Source organism: Haloechinothrix salitolerans, assembly GCF_042662605.1.
GTDB lineage: Bacteria > Actinomycetota > Actinomycetes > Mycobacteriales > Pseudonocardiaceae > Haloechinothrix_A > Haloechinothrix_A salitolerans.
Genome location: NZ_JBHSXX010000001.1, coordinates 5,716,485 through 5,732,977, shown reverse-complemented (window position 1 = coordinate 5,732,977; position 16,493 = coordinate 5,716,485). Strand labels below are relative to the sequence as shown.

Sequence of the window (16,493 nt, the reverse complement as noted above, 5' to 3'; positions counted from 1 at the left end):
TTTCTGATCGACTTGGGGGAGAGGTCGGGTTCCTGGTGGCTGGGTGTGCGTCCGCGACGGTAGCGTCTGAGCGCGGCTTTGGCGGCGAGGATCGTCGTTCCGCACGCCGTGCTGACGTCGGTGGGTGTCGGTCCCTTCCCGTCGCGGAGGTGCCCTCGTGTCCGCCAGTACTCGTACATCGCGACGTTGGTGTCGGTTTTGACGCGGCCGGGGGCGAGGAGGCGACGGTAGAAGGTGTTCAGCATCGGCACGGAGACGTCCCGAAGCTTGCGTCTACCGAACCCAGGGCGGATGTAGGTGTTGATGTTGGTTTTGTAGGTGGCGTACGTGCTGGGTTTGACGCTGTGTTCGACGCTCGTGAGCCACTCGGTCAGGAATTGATCGACCGTGCAGTTGCGGGCCGTGATGGTGCGCCCGCGGGCCAGGTTGGTCTTGTGCTGCAACGCCGCTTGCCAGGCGTCGTCGTCGGTTTCGAATCCTCCTTGGTAGATGCGCTGGCGTTGGCCCGTCACGACGTCGGAACCGGTCGAGACCGCGTAGGCCCAGGTCTTGCCGCGTCGATACACTGAGATGCCAGGCACTTTGTGCCCATTCCTGCTGGTCATTGGCCGCCACTTCCCTTGTTGAATGCGTCAGCGATGGCGCGCAGCCACGCGGCAGCGCCATCGTGGTGGCCGGTTCAGCATCATTGACTCGTCGATCCGCTGGGCAGGGACGGCTGATAGTCGAGCTCGGGTCATAGGACCCAGCGGTGTTCGGCACGTCGCTGCTTGCCGACCCTGGGATCGGGCACACCGTGTGTGCCACGCACAGGAGCATGATCGAGAGGCGCTCGATCAGCGCGCTGCCTTGGCAAGCGCTGTCGATGAGGCAAGCATGGGATGCTTGTCGACTCTCGCCAATGTCGATGTCGCGACCGATTGACCTTAACCTTCGATTTCGTACAAGTTCCCTGAGTTGTACACTGAGTGGTATGACTGCTGAAGCGCACACACCTCACGATGTGTCCGGGGTTGTCGAGGTATCGGTCAGCGAAGCTCGGGATCGGCTCGCGGAGCTGGTTGACGCGGTGCGCGACGAGGACAGCGTCGTGTATCTGACCCGCCGGGGAAAGCGGGTCGCCGCGCTCATGCCGCCCGACATCGCGGAGAACTACGAGAAGATCGAGGACGAGTACTGGTCCCGCCGCGCCGACGAGGCGCATGCGCGCATCGCCGCGGGCGAGGATGAAGTGATCTCATTCGACCGGCTGGTCGCCGAGACCGAAGGACGTCGGTGACCTACCGAGTTGAGATCTCGCGCCGTGCTGCCAAAGCCGTGGCAAGCCTCGATACGCCGGTGCGCCGCAAGGTTCTTGTGGCTATCGAATCGCTCGGCGACAATCCTCGTCCGTCGGGCTGCAAGAAACTCTCTGGGTCCAACAGTTGGCGGATCCGGGCCGCCTACACCTACCGCGTCATCTACGAAATCCACGACCGCGTACTTCTTGTGACCGTCGTCGACGTCGGTCACCGACGCGAGATCTACCGTTGACCCAACTCACATAGCTTTCGCCGGATCGCGGTTCTTGTTTCACCGAGCGATCGTCAAGCTTCGGGAGCCACGGGTGAGGGCTACGTGTTTGTTGCGGGCATCGAGTTGTTCGAAGTCCAGCACCGCGACGTGATCGAACTCAGCGGTCCTGGTAGTGGGATGAGCCACTTCGATGATGGGTCGGGGCCCGTGCACTCAAGATCATCACCCGCCCGGAAGGTGGCGTTCTTTGGCGCAATGTTTCGCCGCGTGCACCGATCCGTATGCGACGCGGTGGACGCGGTGGGAGAGTCGGCGTACCGGTCGGTCGGGGGCTGTTTCCCGGCGGTTCGGGGCGGCAGGCGGAAAGGCCTTCGTCACGAAAATCTGACTACTTCTCGTCTTCATTCGCACTCGTATGGGCCCACGCAACGTCGTGACGGCGTCTCGTCTGATCAGAAGGGAGTTCCGGAGTCGGGTGGCGGTTGGTCGTCCACCTCGTTCTCGAAGATCCCGTAGGGAACCCCGTTTGGCGTGTAGCCCGCTACGAAGTACCGGCGTCCGTTGATCATCATCCAGTCGTCGTTGGCGTTGGCGTTGGCGTGGGTGTCGGGTTTCGGATTGGGCCGGGCGGGCGGCCGCTGCGACCATTGTTCCGCGCCGGACGGCAGCGCGAAGCCGATCGCGCTGAGGTCCTCGTAAGCGGTGTACCTGTCGACGCCGTAGCGTTTGGCGTAGGTTTTGATGGTGACCTTCGCGCCGGACTGAATCCAGGCCCGTGCCGAGTCGCGGCGTCGCTGCTTGCGCATCCGATGGCGTCGCGGTTGCACCATGGCGCAACAGGCTACCGCCGCTGAGCTCACTTCTGGCGCTTGCGGTGTGCCTGATCTTTGCGCTGTGCCTTGCTGAGCTTGCGCTTGGGCTGGCGACGCTGACTGGTCGGGTGGCCGCGCTCGCCGGCTGTCGCCTGCCGGGTGGCCATCCTGAGCCGGTGCTTGATCGCGGCGATGGCGTCGGCGTCGTCGCTCTCGTGGGCCATCGTCATCGCCGCGTCGAAATGCTCCTCTGCACCCTTGAGATCACCGAGGACGGTGAGCGCGTCACCGGCATGCACACGGATCCAGAGGTCGTCCGGCCAGCGGGCCAGGTTGGCCGCATTCCGGGCTCTCGCCTCGTCGGCGAGCCCGGCTTCGGCCAGAGCAACACATACGTCGCCGTCGAAGAATGACTGTTTGTCGGGGTCGACCTTGCTCAGCGCATCGCCGACCCGCTGTGCTTCGGACCCCAAGCCCGCCTTGCCGAGATCGAGGATGAGGTTCGCCAGCCAGTCGGGTAGCTGGCCTGCCAGGTAAGGTTCCTGCCCGAGCGCAAGAGCGAAGTCACCCGGGCGGCCGTGGAACCACCCAGCCGCTTCGATGGCGGCCTCGGCGCGCTCGGCGAGCTCGGCGGGTGCCGGGATGACGTAGAGCGAGGTGTCGGCGCCGGGGAGCCTGGCGGCCAGGCCGTTGGGTAGGTGTGGCCGGTCGAGCCGGAGCGAGGCGTCGGCGATCGCCGCCCACCCGTCAGGGTTGCTCGCGTTCGCCCTGGCGAGGCGCCGGTTGATGACCGACTCCGCCTCGCTGTGGTGAGCCGGGCACATGGCTTCCCTGGCTTCGGCCAAGGCGCCGGGAAAGCCGAACCGGTCGCCGGTGCAGGCCGGGCAATCCTGCCGTACATCGGTGCCGGCAGCGAGTTCCACCGGTGAGCGGTCGAGGTCGACCGGGCCGAACGCGTGCTGCACGAGATCGGTGATGGCGCCGAGTCCAATAGGCTCCCACTCAACCGATACCGCCGTGATCTGCGCGGCACCGAGCGCGCTACCTGCGGCCAGATCCGAGAGGAGACCCGGAACCACGCCCCGCGCGGCCAACTCCGGGTAGCGACTGGAATTGACCGTTTCCTCGTGATGGGACGCGGTCACCACGGCAGAGCCGGCCATCGCGCCCAAGACGGCGGCGAGGGTGCTGTTACGTTCGGCGGCCAGCCGCTGAAGCGACCAGGTTGGTAGGTACACCACGATCTCGAGATCGGCCGCACCGCCGTTGGTGGTCGCGAACCCGCCGGTTCGGTCCACCACGCCTCCGAGGGGATCCCACGTGATAATGAACAGTCGTACCGCATCGGTCATACGAGCGAGTCCGGCAGTCAATCGCGGCCACCTGACGTTCAGCTCGATCAGCGACTTCTCCATCACGGGTGGCTCCGCCAGCAACCGCCGCACTCGATCGGGCAGACCCGCCAACAACGCCTCGTTCACCCCGGCCATGGGCTGAACTACCGCCAAGCCACGGCCCGCGACGAGGCCAGCAACAGCGCGGGTCTTTGCGCCCCGCAAACACAGCGGTTGGCCTTCTACCCGGGTGTCTGCACCGTCTGTTCGGCCGCCACCGGTAAGCTGCCTGGCGATCGCCACGCACCACGGGAAGGCGCCCGCGCATGCTGGTTCTGCACGGCTTCTGGTCACCCGAGCGAGGTCTCTGCGTGTGGGCGGAGGACTCCGAGCGTACTGTCACCAGCCGCAGCCAGGCGCTGCGCTCGGCGCGTCGACACCCGTTCGCCGCGCCGGCAGAGGCGCTTGCCGAGATGCACAACGGCAAGCCGGGTGACGCGACGTTGCGGCTACCCTCGCTGGCCAAGTCCCCGCTGGATTCCCCGGAGTTGATCCGACTCGTCCCGCGCGGCACCGCCCGCACCGAGCCGGTGCTGTTGCCGTGGCAGGTCCCCACGCTCGACCTCGATCCCTCCGGTGCGCTCGGCTGGCTGGCGGCGGTGGCGGAGGGCGGTGACACCGATGTCCGGTGCGGCGTATCGGTCGGCTACCTCGCCTGCCTGGCGGCCTTCGCCCGTGAGCTGGCCGAGCGTGGCCGGGTGCTGCCTACCGTGGCGTGGGACGAGGTCGGGCCGCTGGCGCGCTGGCGGCCCGCGCTGCAAGGCCCCGACGTGGTCGCCTTCGGCGCGCTGGTCACCGCGATGCCGCCGGTGTGCCGGGCCGAGCCCGGGAGGGAGGACGCGCACGACCTGGCCACCGATGCGCTGCATGCGCTTACCGACGCCGCCGTCCGGGAGCTGCTCGGCCCCGACACCGATCTGATGCCGCCGCGGCGCGGACGCCGTCCGAAGCGCCTGCCCGCCATCGAGGCGTGGCTGGCGGCCCTCACCACGCCGGACGGCCGGTTCGACGCCGATGACGACGAGGTCCGCTTGTTCGAGCGCGAGCTGCGGCCGTGGGCGGAGATCGGCACCGGCCGGGTCGGGCCCGCCCGCGCGACCTTCCGGCTCAGCGAGGTCGAGCCCCAGGTCAGCCTCGACGAGCTGCTCGACGTCGGAGACGACGAGGAGGCCGAGGACGTCGAGCCGGGAGAGTCCGCCCGCTGGCGGCTGGAGTTCCTGCTGCAGTCCACCCAGGATGCCAGCCTGCTGGTGCCTGCCGCCCAGGCATGGTCGGACGTCGGCAGCTTGCGCCGCTGGCTGGACCGGCCGCAGGAGCTGCTGCTCGGTGAGCTGGGCCGGGCCAGTCGGATCTATCCCGAACTGACCGCGGGCCTGCGGCAGGCCACCCCGCGCGCGTTGGAGCTCGACGCCGACGGCGCCTACCGCTTCCTCTCGGTCGCCGCGCCCGCGCTGGACGAGGCCGGTTTCGGCGTGCTGCTGCCGTCGTGGTGGGACCGCCGCGCCCAGCTCGGCCTCAAAGCCACCGCGAACACGCCGACCGACGGCGTGGTCACCGGCGGGCACTTCGGCCGCGAGTCGCTGATGGACTTCCGGTGGCAGCTCGCCGTCGGCGACGACACGCTGACCGACGAGGAGATTGCCGCGCTGGCCGAGACGAAGGCCCCGCTGGTCCGGCTGCGCGGCCAGTGGGTCGCCGTCGACCCTGAACAGCTGCGGCGCGGGCTCGAGTTCCTGCGGTGCCAGCCGGACGAGGCCAAGACCGCCGCCGAGGTGCTGACGCTGGCCGCCAGCCATCCGGACGATCTCGACACACCACTGCCGGTGACCGGTGTGCAGGCCGACGGCTGGCTGGGCGAGCTGCTCGCGGGCACAGCGGCCAGGACACTCGAAGCCGTCGATCCGCCGGATGAGTTCCAAGCCACCCTGCGGCCCTACCAGGAGCGCGGGCTGTCCTGGCTGGTGTTCCTGTCGTCGCTCGGGCTCGGGTCATGCCTCGCCGACGACATGGGGCTCGGCAAGACGGTGCAGCTGCTCGCGCTTGAGTCCGCGCACCGTGCCGAGAACCCGGACAGCGGGCCCACGCTGTTGCTGTGCCCGATGTCGCTGGTCGGCAACTGGCAGCACGAGGCCGCCAAGTTCGCGCCCGAGCTGCGCGTCTACGCCCACCACGGCCGGGAACAGCTGCACGGCGACGCGCTGCGCGAACGGCTGGCCGAGACGGACCTGATCGTCACGACCTATGCCACCGGTACCCGCGACATCGACGAGCTCGCCGAGTACAACTGGCAGCGGGTGGTGCTTGACGAGGCGCAGGCGATCAAGAACAGCCTGTCGCAGACCGCGAAGGCTACACGTCGGTTGCGCGCCGAGCACCGGGTCGCGCTCACCGGCACCCCGGTGGAGAACCGGCTGGCCGAGCTGTGGTCCATCATGGACTTCCTCAACCCGGGAATCCTCGGGTCCTCCGAAGTGTTCCGCACCCGCTACGCCATCCCGGTGGAGCGGCACGATGAGAGCGAACCCACCGAGCGGCTGCGGGCGATCACCCGGCCATACATCCTGCGGCGGCTCAAGACCGATCCGACGATCATCGACGACCTCCCCGAAAAGATCGAGATGAAGCAGTACTGCCAGCTCACCGTGGAGCAGGCGTCGCTTTATCAGTCCATTGTGGACGACATGATGGAAAAGATCGAGAACTCCGAGGGGATCGAGCGCCGCGGCAACGTGCTTGCCGCGATGGCCAAGCTCAAACAGGTGTGCAACCACCCCGCGCAGGTGCTGCACGATCGCTCGCCCATCGGCAGACGCTCCGGCAAGGTGATCCGCCTCGAGGAGCTGCTGGAGGAGATCCTCGCCGAAGGCGACCGGGCGCTGTGCTTCACCCAATTCACCGCGTTCGCCGAGATGCTGCTGCCGCACCTGTCCGCCCGATTCGGCACCGATATCGCCTACCTGCACGGCGGCACCCCAAAGCAGCGCCGCGACGATATGGTCGAACGCTTCCAGTCCGAGCAGGGCCCGCCGATCTTCCTGCTGTCGCTGAACGCGGGCGGCACCGGCCTCAATCTCACCGCCGCCAACCATGTCATCCACCTCGACCGGTGGTGGAACCCCGCGGTGGAAAACCAGGCCACCGACCGGGCATTCCGCATCGGGCAGAAACGCGGCGTGCAGGTCCGCAAGTTCGTCTGCACCGGCACCCTCGAGGAGAAGATCGATGAGATGATCGAGGACAAGAAGGCGCTGGCAAACCTGGTCATCGGTGACGGCGAGGGCTGGCTCACCGAGCTGTCCACCGGCGAGCTGCGCAAAGTGTTCGCCCTGTCGGAGGGAGCCGTCGGTGCGTAAGTTCTTCCCGCCGTCGAAGCCGCGCACCGTCGACGGCGGCCTCAAGGCACGCAGCAAGCGCGGCGCCATCGCGCAAACCTGGTGGTCGGAGCGGTTCATCGCCGTGCTCGAGGACATCGGCATGGGCAACCGGCTGCAGCGCGGCCGCACCTACGCCCGCAAGGGGCAGGTGATCTCCCTCGACGTCGACGCCGGCTCGGTTACCGCCCAGGTGCAGGGCAGCACGGCACGGCCGTACCGGGTACGCATCGGCGTGACGGCCTTCGGCAAGGCCGAATGGGCCAAGCTCGAACGCGAGCTCGCCGGCAACGCCTGGTACCTGGCCAAGCTGCTCGCCAGCGAAATGCCCGACGACATCGAGGACGTCTTCACCGGCCTCGGGCTGTCCCTGTTCCCGGCCAGCGCCGGCGAGTTGTCCCTTGACTGCTCGTGCCCCGACAGCGAAGTGCCGTGCAAGCACCTCGCCGCCACGTTCTACCTGCTCGCCGAGTCCTTCGACGACGATCCGTTCCGCATCCTTGCCTGGCGCGGCCGCCGACGCGAGGACCTCCTGGACAACCTGCACGCGGCACGGTCCGATAGCTCGCCCGCTGCCGACACCGCCGAAAACCCCGGTGCCCGGCTCGAGGACTGCTTGGGCAGCTACTTCGCGCTGCAGGGCGACCTTCCCGGGCCGAGCCCGCACGTCACATCCAGCTCGTCCCTGCTGGATCAGCTGCCGCCCGTCGACGCCAGACTGCGCGGCCATCCGCTGCTGGACCTGCTGCGCCCCGCCTACCGCCGCGCCGGGATGGAACACTGCAGTTAATCGCGATAACGCCATACAGTGTGAGCGGCTCGGGCGTTTACGGGGTGCGGCGGAGCCAGGCAGGCCGTCAGTCTGGTTCCTGATCCGTGGCGCGCGAAGTCCCTGTAGCAGACGCTGTAGCAGCGACGCCATGGAGCCCATTGTCAACGGGTCCGAACCATAGAACGCCGTGAGACGTCCGGCGAGCGACGCCGCTGGTCGCGCGGACATAATCGAGACACGGCGCCAGTGCTGGGATCAAGGCGATGCGCCTCATAACCCAGAGGTCGCAGGTTCGAATCCTGTCCCCGCTACCAGGTGAAACGGCCCTCGGAGGATCACTCCGAGGGCCGTTTTCGTAGGTCTGTGACCAGGTTTGTGACCGGGGGGCCTACGAATCGGTGACCGGGCCGGAGTGAGTCGACGGCATTGACGCGCCGCCCCTGAAAGAGTCCGGTATCGACGGTCGACAAGATGCGCGGGTGATGCCGTAGTCGCATGCTAAGTACCAAACCTGCACGACAGGAGGTGCTTGGATGGCCGAGCTGGTAGCCGCGCTCGCGCGAACTCGAGGACCAGCATGATCTCAGCGTTGCTCCGCGTGGCGTTGCGGCGCGCACCATCGCGAGTCCGCCATGTCGAGCCGGTGGCACGGGACATGGCCACGGGGCTCGTCGCGGACGTCTATGCGCAGGTCGAGCGCGATTTCGGTCTGCTGGCGCCCCCGATAAGCCTCCATTCACCGTCCCCGGAGGTGATGGCCGCAAGCTGGCTGTTGCTGCGTGAGACGTTGCTCGTGGACGGGGCCGTTGACCGTGGCTGGAAAGAGGCTGTCGCGGCGGCGGTGTCGGAGGCGAACTCGTGTCCGTACTGCGTTGAGGTACACGGTGCCACGGCGCGTGGACTAGGCAGGAACGGAGACCACGACCTCGCGTCCCTGTTCGCCGGTGACATCTCATCGGACCATTCTGCTGAACTGATCGGCGTCGCGGCGACATTCGAGTACCTGAACCGGATGGTCAACGTCTTCCTTCCCGCATCACCCCTGCCGCCGGGAGCGTCGCCAGCGGTGAGTGCGCGCGCCAACCGCGTGCTCGGGCGGTTGCTGCTGCCACGTCGTGCGGTGCTGCCCCAGCAATCCGCTATAACCGAGTCGCCGCCATCGTGGGCGGCCACTGGGCATGTCGGTGCTGCTTTCACACGAGCGCGGACCGCTTTCGATGCGGCGGGCGAGCGTTCGGTGCCCGCTCCGGTACGGGAGGTGGTCACGGCCGTGCTTGCCGACTGGAACGGTGAACCTCCTGGGCTGAGCCGGTCCTGGGTGGACAGGCCGGTGTCGGCGCTCAACGAGAAGCAGCGCCCGGCCGCACGGCTCGCGCTGCTGACGGCCATGGCCTCCTATCAGGTGGACGACACCGTCATAGGCGAGCTCCGTCACCAGGGAACGGACGACGCCGAGCTGATCGACATGACCGCGTGGGCCAGCTTCGTGGCCGCATCGTGTCGAGCCGAACAGTTCCAGCGCCTGTTCGGGGGGAACACCCGGAGATGACAAGGATCGTTCTGCCGGTCTGACGTGGGCGTTGCATCGCCACTGTGGACAGATCAGGTGACCACTGTGGACAGAATGGGCTAGTAGTGGCACCGTGGAGGTGTGACTGAGTTGAATGCCACCTCCGCGGCGCTGCTTGGCTTGCTGCATGACGGGCCTGCCACCGGCGGGCAGCTTGTCGCTGCCGCTGGCGAGATCTACGGTGCGTTCTTCAGCGTCACTCGTAGCCAGGTGTACCGGGAGTTGCCCGCGCTCGCCGAGCGTGGCCTCGTCCGTCTTGGTAAGCAGGGTCCCCGTGCCAGCCAGCAGTACATCATCACGGCCGCGGGTAAGAAGGAGTTCAAGCGCTGGGCGACCACCGATGCCGGACCGGACCATATCCGTAGCACGCTGTTGTTGCGGGTGGTTAACGCGGACAAACTGACCGCCAAACAGCGCGACAACCTGATCGGCGAGGCGCGGGAGCGCTACAACGAGGAACTCGCCGAGGCCAAGGCGGCGGTGCGTGCGGCGGACAATCCCGCCGACACGGCGATCGCGACCTTCTGGCAGTCCCACGTCAAGGCTGCCCTGAAGTTCATCGACACCATCGCCGAGGCCTGAGCGCCAACGGGCACGCCAGCGACATGGTGGCTGCCCTGGCCGGGTAGCCTTGAGTGTTGTGAGTGCGGACGTCGAAGCAGAGCTCAAGGACCTAGCCGCCACGCTGGCGCAGGTCGAGTCGGTGATGGACCTCGAAGCGCTGCGTGCCGAGGTCGCCTCGCTCGAGGAGGAGGCGGCCAGCCCCAACCTGTGGGACGACCCGGCCACCGCGCAGAAGGTGACAAGCCGGCTTTCCTACCGGCAGGGCGAGTTGCGCAGAGTGTCCGAGCTGCGGCAACGGCTGGACGACCTCGCCGTGATGTATGAGCTCGCCAGCGAGGAAGGCTCCGACGACCTGAAGGCCGAGGCTGACAACGAGCGGGCCCAGCTCGCGAACGATATCTCGGCCCTTGAGGTCCGCACCCTGCTCGCCGGGGAGTACGACGACCGCAACGCCGTCGTCACCATCCGTTCCGAGGCAGGCGGCGTCGACGCAGCTGACTGGGCGGAGATGCTGCTGCGGATGTATCTGCGCTGGGCGGAACGGCACGACTATCCGGTCGAGGTTTACGACATTTCCTATGCGGAGGAAGCGGGCATCAAGTCCGCGACGTTCAAGGTCAGCGCGTCCTACGCGTACGGAACACTCTCGGTCGAACAGGGCACGCACCGTCTCGTGCGCATCTCACCATTCGACAACCAGAACCGGCGCCAGACGTCGTTCGCACACGTCGAAGTACTGCCCGAGGTGGAGGAAGTCGACCACATCGAGATCCCGGAGAAGGACATCCGGGTCGACGTCTACCGCTCGTCGGGCCCCGGCGGGCAGAGCGTCAACACCACCGACTCCGCTGTTCGGCTGACCCACATTCCCACCGGAGTCGTCGTGTCCTGCCAGAACGAGAAGTCGCAGCTGCAGAACAAGGCCGCCGCGATGAAGGTGTTGCAGGCGAAGCTGCTGGCGCGCAAGCAGGAAGAGGACCGCGCGGAACTGGACGCGCTCAAGGACAGCGGGTCCAGCTGGGGCAACCAGATGCGTTCCTACGTGCTGCACCCGTACCAGATGGTCAAGGACCTGCGCACCGAGCACGAGGTCGGCAACCCGACGCCGGTGCTCGATGGCGACATCGACGGTTTCCTGGAGGCAGGTATCCGTTGGCGCAAGGAGCAGCAGATCGCCGCGAGCGAACACATCGGCTGAACCGCGACTGGGTGAGTATCGGTGAGCGCCGCCATCGGGTGCCGGACGCAACCACGGCTTCACACCCCGGCGAGGTAGGCTCCGCGGTGTGATCCGGCTAGAGAACGTGACCAAGGTTTACAAGACCTCGACCCGGCCCGCGCTCGAGAATGTCTCCGTCGACGTCGGCAAGGGCGAGTTCGTGTTCGTCATCGGTCCGTCCGGATCGGGCAAGTCAACGTTCCTGCGGCTGCTGTTGCGTGAAGAGGTACCAAGCAAGGGCAAGGTGTACGTCTCCAACTACGACGTCGCGAAGCTGCCACGCAGGCGGGTGCCGAGGTTACGGCAGACGATCGGCTGCGTTTTCCAGGACTTCCGCCTGCTCACCAACAAGACGGTGTTCGAGAACGTCGCCTTCGCGCTCGAGGTGATCGGCAAGCCCGCGCACACCATTCGCAAGGTCGTGCCCGAGGTGCTGGAGCTGGTGGGCCTCGAAGGAAAGTCCGACCGGATGCCGAGGGAGCTCTCCGGTGGCGAGCAGCAGCGCGTCGCGATCGCGCGCGCGTTCGTGAACCGGCCCCTGATGCTGCTCGCCGACGAGCCGACAGGGAACCTTGACCCCGATACGAGCCAGGACATCATGCTGTTGCTCGAGCGCATCAACCGCACGGGCACGACGGTGGTGATGGCGACGCACGACCAGTCGATCGTCGACTCGATGCGCAGGAGAGTGGTCGAGCTCGACTTCGGCAGAGTGATTCGCGACGACGCCCGAGGTGTATACGGCTACGATCACTGAGCCCACCGGCCGAGCTCACCCGCCCTAATCCGACCCCGACCCAAGGACAGTTCGTCAGATGCGCGCCAGCTTCGTCTTCAGTGAGGTCTCGACCGGCCTGCGTCGGAACGTCACGATGACCGTCGCGATGATCCTGACCACGGCGATCTCCCTCGTCATGTTCGGGCTCGGGTTGATGGTGGTCAAGGCCGTCGATCTCACCAAGGACAACTACCTCGACGAGCTCGAGGTGGCGGTGTTCCTGACGGACGAGATCAGTAAAAAGGACACGGACTGCACCACGGACCCGTGCGTGTCGTTGAAGCAGGACCTCGAGCTCAACCCGGCGGTCGACACCGTCGTCTACCGGAATCAGGCTGAGGCGTATGAGGTATTCAAGGAGGCGTTCAAGAACGAGCCGACCATGCTCGAGCTGGCGTCGCCGCAGGCCATCCCGGCCTCGCTGCAGGTGCGGCTGAAATCGCCCGAGCAGTCCGGCGCTATCGTGAAGGGCTTCACGGAGCGGCAGGGCGTTTCGCTGATCCACGACGGCGGTGAGACGGTGGATCGGTTGGTGGACTCGCTTCGGGTGTTGCGCAACATCACGTTCGTCGGGTCGTTGGTGCTGTTGCTGGCCGCGTTGTTGCTGATCGCGAATATGATTCAGATTTCGGCGTACACCCGGCGCACGGAAGTGGGGATCATGCGGCTGGTCGGCGCGACGCGCTGGTATACCCAGTTGCCGTTCCTACTGGAAGCGATGGTCGCCGGCGCCATCGGCGCCGTGCTCGCGATCGCGGGGTTGCTTAGCATGCAGGTGTTGCTTCCGTCCGGCTTCGCGAACCAGTTGGAGAACGTGGTTCGGTTCCCCGGCACGTTCTACACCGCGTTCGTGATCTCGCCGATCCTCCTGCTCACGGCGATGCTGATCTCCTCGCTGGTTGGCTACGTCACGCTGCGACTCTACGTCAGGCACTGACGAGAAACCGGCGTGCGCTGGCCCGTAAAGTGGGTGACATGTCCAAGGAACGTGGCCGGAAGGTGATCGTCACCAACCGCAAGGCGCGGCACGACTTCTCGATCGTTGACACCTACGAGGCAGGGATCGTGCTAGTCGGCACCGAGGTCAAAAGCCTGCGCGCTGGCAGGGCGTCGCTGGCTGACGCGTTCGCCTACGTCGAGGGCGGCGAGGTGTGGCTGCGCGGGTTGCACATCCCCGAGTACGAGATGGGCACCTGGACCAACCACGAGCCACGGCGTCGTCGCAAGCTGCTGCTGCACAAGCAGGAGATCGAGAAGCTCATCGGCAAGACGAAGGAAGCGGGGCTGTCGCTGATCCCGCTGTCGCTGTACTTCTCCGACGGCAAGGTCAAGGTCGAGGTGGCGCTGGCGAAGGGTAAGCGCATCCACGACAAGCGCCGCGACATCGCCAAGCGCGACGCCCGCCGGGAGATCCTGCGGGCGGTGGGCCGCGCGGCGAAGGGCAAGGTCTGAACGGCCTGTGACCAGCTCCGCGACCGGTCCCGCGACAGATGCCGACGTGCCCGCCTGGGTACGCTCGCTCGGCCTGCCGGGGCTGGTTGACATCCACGTGCACTTCCTGCCGGATCGTGTGATGCGCAAGGTCTGGGCGTACTTCGACGACGCGTCACGGCACTACGGCGTCGAGTGGCCCGTGGCCTACCGGTTGCCGGAGTCCAATCGGATCGAGGTGCTGCGCTCGCTCGGCGTGCTGCGGTACGCGCCGCTGGTGTATCCGCACAAGCCGGGCATGGCGGAGTGGTTGACGTCGTGGGCGCTCGATTTTGGCGCACGGGTCCCTGAGGCGGTACCGACGGCGACGCTGTACGCGGAGCCGGGTGTCACGGACGTCGTCGCGTCCGCGCTGGACTCCGGCGCGCGCTGTTTCAAAGTGCACGTACAGGTCGGGGCGTTCGATCCGCGTGACGACCTGCTCGACCCAGCATGGGGGCTGCTCGCCGAGGCCGGGGTACCGGTGGTGGTGCACTGCGGGCACGGTCCCGTTCCCGGCGACTACACCGGGCTCGACGTCTTCGAGAAGGTGCTCTCCCGGCATCCCCGGTTGACGGCGGTGCTCGCGCACGCCGGGATGCCGGAGTTCGACACCGCGCTGGACCTGGTGGCGCGGTACCCCAGGACGTACATCGACACGACGATGGTCGGGACGCCGTTCAGCGAGGCCATGAACCCGCTGCCGGGTGATTGGCCAGCGCGCCTGGCCGACGTCGCCGACCGCGTGCTGCTCGGCACGGACTTCCCGAACATCCCGTACGAATACGCGACCCAGCTCCGCGCCATCGCCTCGTGGGCGGCCGCCGACGACCGTCTCGGCGACGACTTCCTCCGCTCGGCGCTGCACGACGCTCCGTCACGCCTGCTCGACGCGAACTGAATTCACGAAATCGCGTGCACGCTACGGTTCCGTAGGCCAGGATCGGGCATATGGGACCAACAGGGGACGCCGCGCTCGATGTGGACCGCATCCACATGAGCTACGGCGATGTGAAGGCCGTCGCGGGGGTGTCGTTCTCCGTGCGGCAGGGGGAGTTCTTCGGGATTCTCGGACCGAACGGCGCGGGCAAGACGACCACACTGGAGATCGCGGAGGGTCTGCGTGAACCGGACGCGGGATCGGTGCGGCTGCTCGGTGAGTCACCGTGGCCGCGCAACGTCGGACTGCTGCCGAAGATCGGCGTACAGCTCCAGGCGTCGGCGTTCTTCGAGAAGCTCACCGCTCGCGAGCAACTGGAGACGTTCGGCGCGCTCTACGGTGTGCCGGAAGACCGGGCGATGGCGATGCTCGACCTCGTCGGGCTGCGGGACAAGGCCGAGACCAGGGAGAACCAGCTCTCTGGCGGGCAGCGACAGCGACTGTCGATCGCGTGCGCGCTGGTACACGACCCGGACATCGTCTTCCTGGACGAGCCGACGGCGGGCCTCGATCCGCAGTCGCGCCGGAACCTGTGGGACGTGCTACGCGAGATCAAGGCGCGCGGCAAGACCATCGTCTACACCACGCACTACCTGGACGAGGCAGAGGTGCTGTGCGACCGGGTGGCGATCATGGACCACGGCAGGGTCCTCGCGCTGGACACCCCGGCCGCGCTAGTGCGTGACCTCGACTCCGCCACCCACGTCGTCTTGGAGCGCGATGGCTTCCCCGCGGCAGAGGCACGAGCCCTGGCCGGGGTGGACGACGTCGCCGAGGATGAGACGTCGTTGACCATCGCCACCCGCAGCCCGGCGCCGGTGCTCGCGGCCCTGGCGGAGCGGGGTGCGCTGAGCGGGTTGCAGGTGCGCACGGCGACGCTGGAAGACGTCTTCCTCGAGCTGACCGGAAGGGAGTACCGGGCATGACCGTCGGCGAGGAGCGCCAACGCGAGGACACACCCGGGGCGTCACGCTCGGCGGCGCACCCGTTCGTGAGCTTGTCGCGCGCCGCGTTCAAGGGTTTCGTCAGGGACAAAGCGGCGATGTTTTTCACCATCCTGTTCCCGCTGATGTTCCTGGTCATCCTGGGGCTGTTGTTCGGCGACGGCGGATCGTCGCGGCTCAAGGTCGGCGCGGTGGGCCAAGGGCCGGTGTTGACGGCTCTGGAGCGGTCCGGCGCCGTCGAGGTGGTGGATGTCGCCAGCGCCGACGAGGCGGAACAGCAGGTGAAGGCGGGCGACCTGCCCGCATACGTCGCGCAGGATGGCGACAACGTCACGCTGCGGTTCGCCGCGAGCGACCAGACGCGAGCCGGGACGGTCGTGGGGCTGGTGCGTGGTGTGGTGAGCGAGGCCAACGTCCGGGCCACCGGCCAGCCACCGACGTTCACGTTGGACGCCGCGCGGGTGGAAGACGAGTCGCTACGTCCGATTCAGTTCCTGACACCGGGCCTGCTGTCCTGGGCGGTGTCGATGTCGGCGGTGTTCGGCGCGGCGTTGACGCTGGTGATGTGGCGTAAGAACCAGGTACTGCGGCGGTTGCGGCTTGCGCCGGTACGGCCGATGACGATTCTTGGTTCGCGGATCGCGGTGTCGCTTGTCATCGCCGTGTCGCAGGGTGTGATCTTCGTTGGCGTCGCGATGTTGCCGGTGTTCGGGCTCCAGCTGAGCGGGTCGTGGTGGCTGGCGATCCCGCTGTTGTTGCTGGGCACGCTGTCGTTCTTCGCGATTGGGATGCTGGTCGGCGCGTTCGCCAAGACGGAGGAGGCCGCGACTGGTGCGGCGAACCTGATCGTGCTGCCGATGGCGTTCCTGTCCGGGGCGTTCTTCCCGATGGACCAGGTGCCGCAGTGGTTGCGGACGTTGTCCCTGGCGTTCCCGATGCGGCACCTGAATGAAGGCATGAGCGACGTACTCGTCCGGGGCCAAGGAGTCGACGCCATCCTGCTGCCAGCCGTGATTCTCATCGGCTTCACCGTGGTCGTCGGGTTCGTGGCATCACGGGTGTTTCGGTGGGAGAAGAGCTGATCGACACGGGAACAAACCTGGTTGCCCGAGGCGTTATCCTAGGTGCAGTGAACCCGCTAGCT

At 66.9% G+C, this 16,493-nt stretch carries 15 protein-coding genes and 1 pseudogene; 13 read left to right on the top strand and 3 right to left on the bottom strand.

Annotated elements, in window-relative coordinates; all coding sequences use genetic code 11:
• Positions 1–230: 230 nt before the first annotated feature.
• Positions 231–605: pseudogene (locus ACFQGD_RS27310) on the bottom strand (tyrosine-type recombinase/integrase); the annotation flags it as partial.
• A gap of 368 nt (positions 606–973) precedes the next feature.
• On the opposite strand from ACFQGD_RS27310, the gene ACFQGD_RS27305 reads away from it, so the two are divergent.
• Entirely contained in the window at positions 974–1,279 is a 306-nt protein-coding gene (locus ACFQGD_RS27305) for a type II toxin-antitoxin system prevent-host-death family antitoxin (protein WP_345393812.1), read from the top strand.
• Positions 1,276–1,533: a type II toxin-antitoxin system RelE family toxin gene (locus ACFQGD_RS27300; RefSeq protein WP_345393809.1), complete on the top strand. Its 258-nt coding sequence runs from the start codon at positions 1,276–1,278 to the stop codon at positions 1,531–1,533. Before ACFQGD_RS27305 ends, ACFQGD_RS27300 begins: the two co-directional genes overlap by 4 nt.
• Before the next feature lie 434 nt (positions 1,534–1,967).
• Here the strand turns inward: ACFQGD_RS27300 and ACFQGD_RS27295 are convergent, their stop codons facing one another.
• Together ACFQGD_RS27295 and ACFQGD_RS27290 are read right to left on the bottom strand one after the other, a co-directional pair.
• The gene (locus ACFQGD_RS27295; RefSeq protein ID WP_345393806.1) at positions 1,968–2,345 is read right to left on the bottom strand and encodes a hypothetical protein; all 378 of its coding nucleotides are present in this window, start codon (positions 2,343–2,345) and stop codon (positions 1,968–1,970) included.
• Positions 2,346–2,371: 26 nt separating this feature from the next.
• Positions 2,372–3,817: a hypothetical protein gene (locus tag ACFQGD_RS27290; RefSeq protein WP_345393803.1), complete on the bottom strand. Its 1,446-nt coding sequence runs from the start codon at positions 3,815–3,817 to the stop codon at positions 2,372–2,374.
• Between the two features lie 170 nt (positions 3,818–3,987).
• Between ACFQGD_RS27290 and ACFQGD_RS27285 the strand changes: the two genes are divergently transcribed.
• The 11 genes from ACFQGD_RS27285 to ACFQGD_RS27235 all read left to right on the top strand — a co-directional run bounded on the left by ACFQGD_RS27285 (position 3,988) and on the right by ACFQGD_RS27235 (position 16,431).
• Positions 3,988–7,074 carry a DEAD/DEAH box helicase gene (locus ACFQGD_RS27285; RefSeq protein ID WP_345393800.1) on the top strand — a complete coding sequence of 1,029 codons (3,087 nt, stop codon included), beginning with the start codon at positions 3,988–3,990 and terminating at the stop codon, positions 7,072–7,074.
• The gene (locus ACFQGD_RS27280) at positions 7,067–7,882 is read left to right on the top strand and encodes an SWIM zinc finger family protein (RefSeq protein ID WP_345393797.1); all 816 of its coding nucleotides are present in this window, start codon (positions 7,067–7,069) and stop codon (positions 7,880–7,882) included. The genes ACFQGD_RS27285 and ACFQGD_RS27280 overlap by 8 nt, the downstream gene beginning before the upstream one ends.
• A 559-nt stretch (positions 7,883–8,441) precedes the next feature.
• The gene (locus ACFQGD_RS27275; RefSeq protein WP_345393794.1) at positions 8,442–9,413 is read left to right on the top strand and encodes a carboxymuconolactone decarboxylase family protein; all 972 of its coding nucleotides are present in this window, start codon (positions 8,442–8,444) and stop codon (positions 9,411–9,413) included.
• 102 nt (positions 9,414–9,515) lie between these two features.
• Complete coding sequence (locus ACFQGD_RS27270; RefSeq protein ID WP_345393791.1) at positions 9,516–10,016, top strand: PadR family transcriptional regulator; 501 nt, start codon at positions 9,516–9,518, stop codon at positions 10,014–10,016.
• Between the two features lie 58 nt (positions 10,017–10,074).
• Complete coding sequence (gene prfB, locus ACFQGD_RS27265) at positions 10,075–11,196, top strand: peptide chain release factor 2 (RefSeq protein ID WP_345393788.1); 1,122 nt, start codon at positions 10,075–10,077, stop codon at positions 11,194–11,196.
• 88 nt (positions 11,197–11,284) lie between these two features.
• Positions 11,285–11,974: a cell division ATP-binding protein FtsE gene (ftsE, locus tag ACFQGD_RS27260; protein WP_345393785.1), complete on the top strand. Its 690-nt coding sequence runs from the start codon at positions 11,285–11,287 to the stop codon at positions 11,972–11,974.
• Positions 11,975–12,032: 58 nt separating this feature from the next.
• Entirely contained in the window at positions 12,033–12,932 is a 900-nt protein-coding gene (gene ftsX / locus ACFQGD_RS27255; RefSeq protein ID WP_345393781.1) for a permease-like cell division protein FtsX, read from the top strand.
• A gap of 38 nt (positions 12,933–12,970) precedes the next feature.
• Positions 12,971–13,447 (top strand): SsrA-binding protein SmpB, encoded by a 477-nt coding sequence (gene smpB, locus ACFQGD_RS27250; protein ID WP_345393778.1) that lies wholly within the window; start codon positions 12,971–12,973, stop codon positions 13,445–13,447.
• A gap of 7 nt (positions 13,448–13,454) precedes the next feature.
• Positions 13,455–14,366 carry an amidohydrolase family protein gene (locus ACFQGD_RS27245; RefSeq protein ID WP_345393775.1) on the top strand — a complete coding sequence of 304 codons (912 nt, stop codon included), beginning with the start codon at positions 13,455–13,457 and terminating at the stop codon, positions 14,364–14,366.
• A gap of 50 nt (positions 14,367–14,416) precedes the next feature.
• On the top strand, positions 14,417–15,331 hold the full coding sequence (locus ACFQGD_RS27240) for an ABC transporter ATP-binding protein (RefSeq protein WP_345393772.1): 915 nt from the start codon (positions 14,417–14,419) through the stop codon (positions 15,329–15,331).
• The gene (locus ACFQGD_RS27235) at positions 15,328–16,431 is read left to right on the top strand and encodes an ABC transporter permease (protein ID WP_345393769.1); all 1,104 of its coding nucleotides are present in this window, start codon (positions 15,328–15,330) and stop codon (positions 16,429–16,431) included. The genes ACFQGD_RS27240 and ACFQGD_RS27235 overlap by 4 nt, the downstream gene beginning before the upstream one ends.
• Positions 16,432–16,493: the final 62 nt, after the last annotated feature.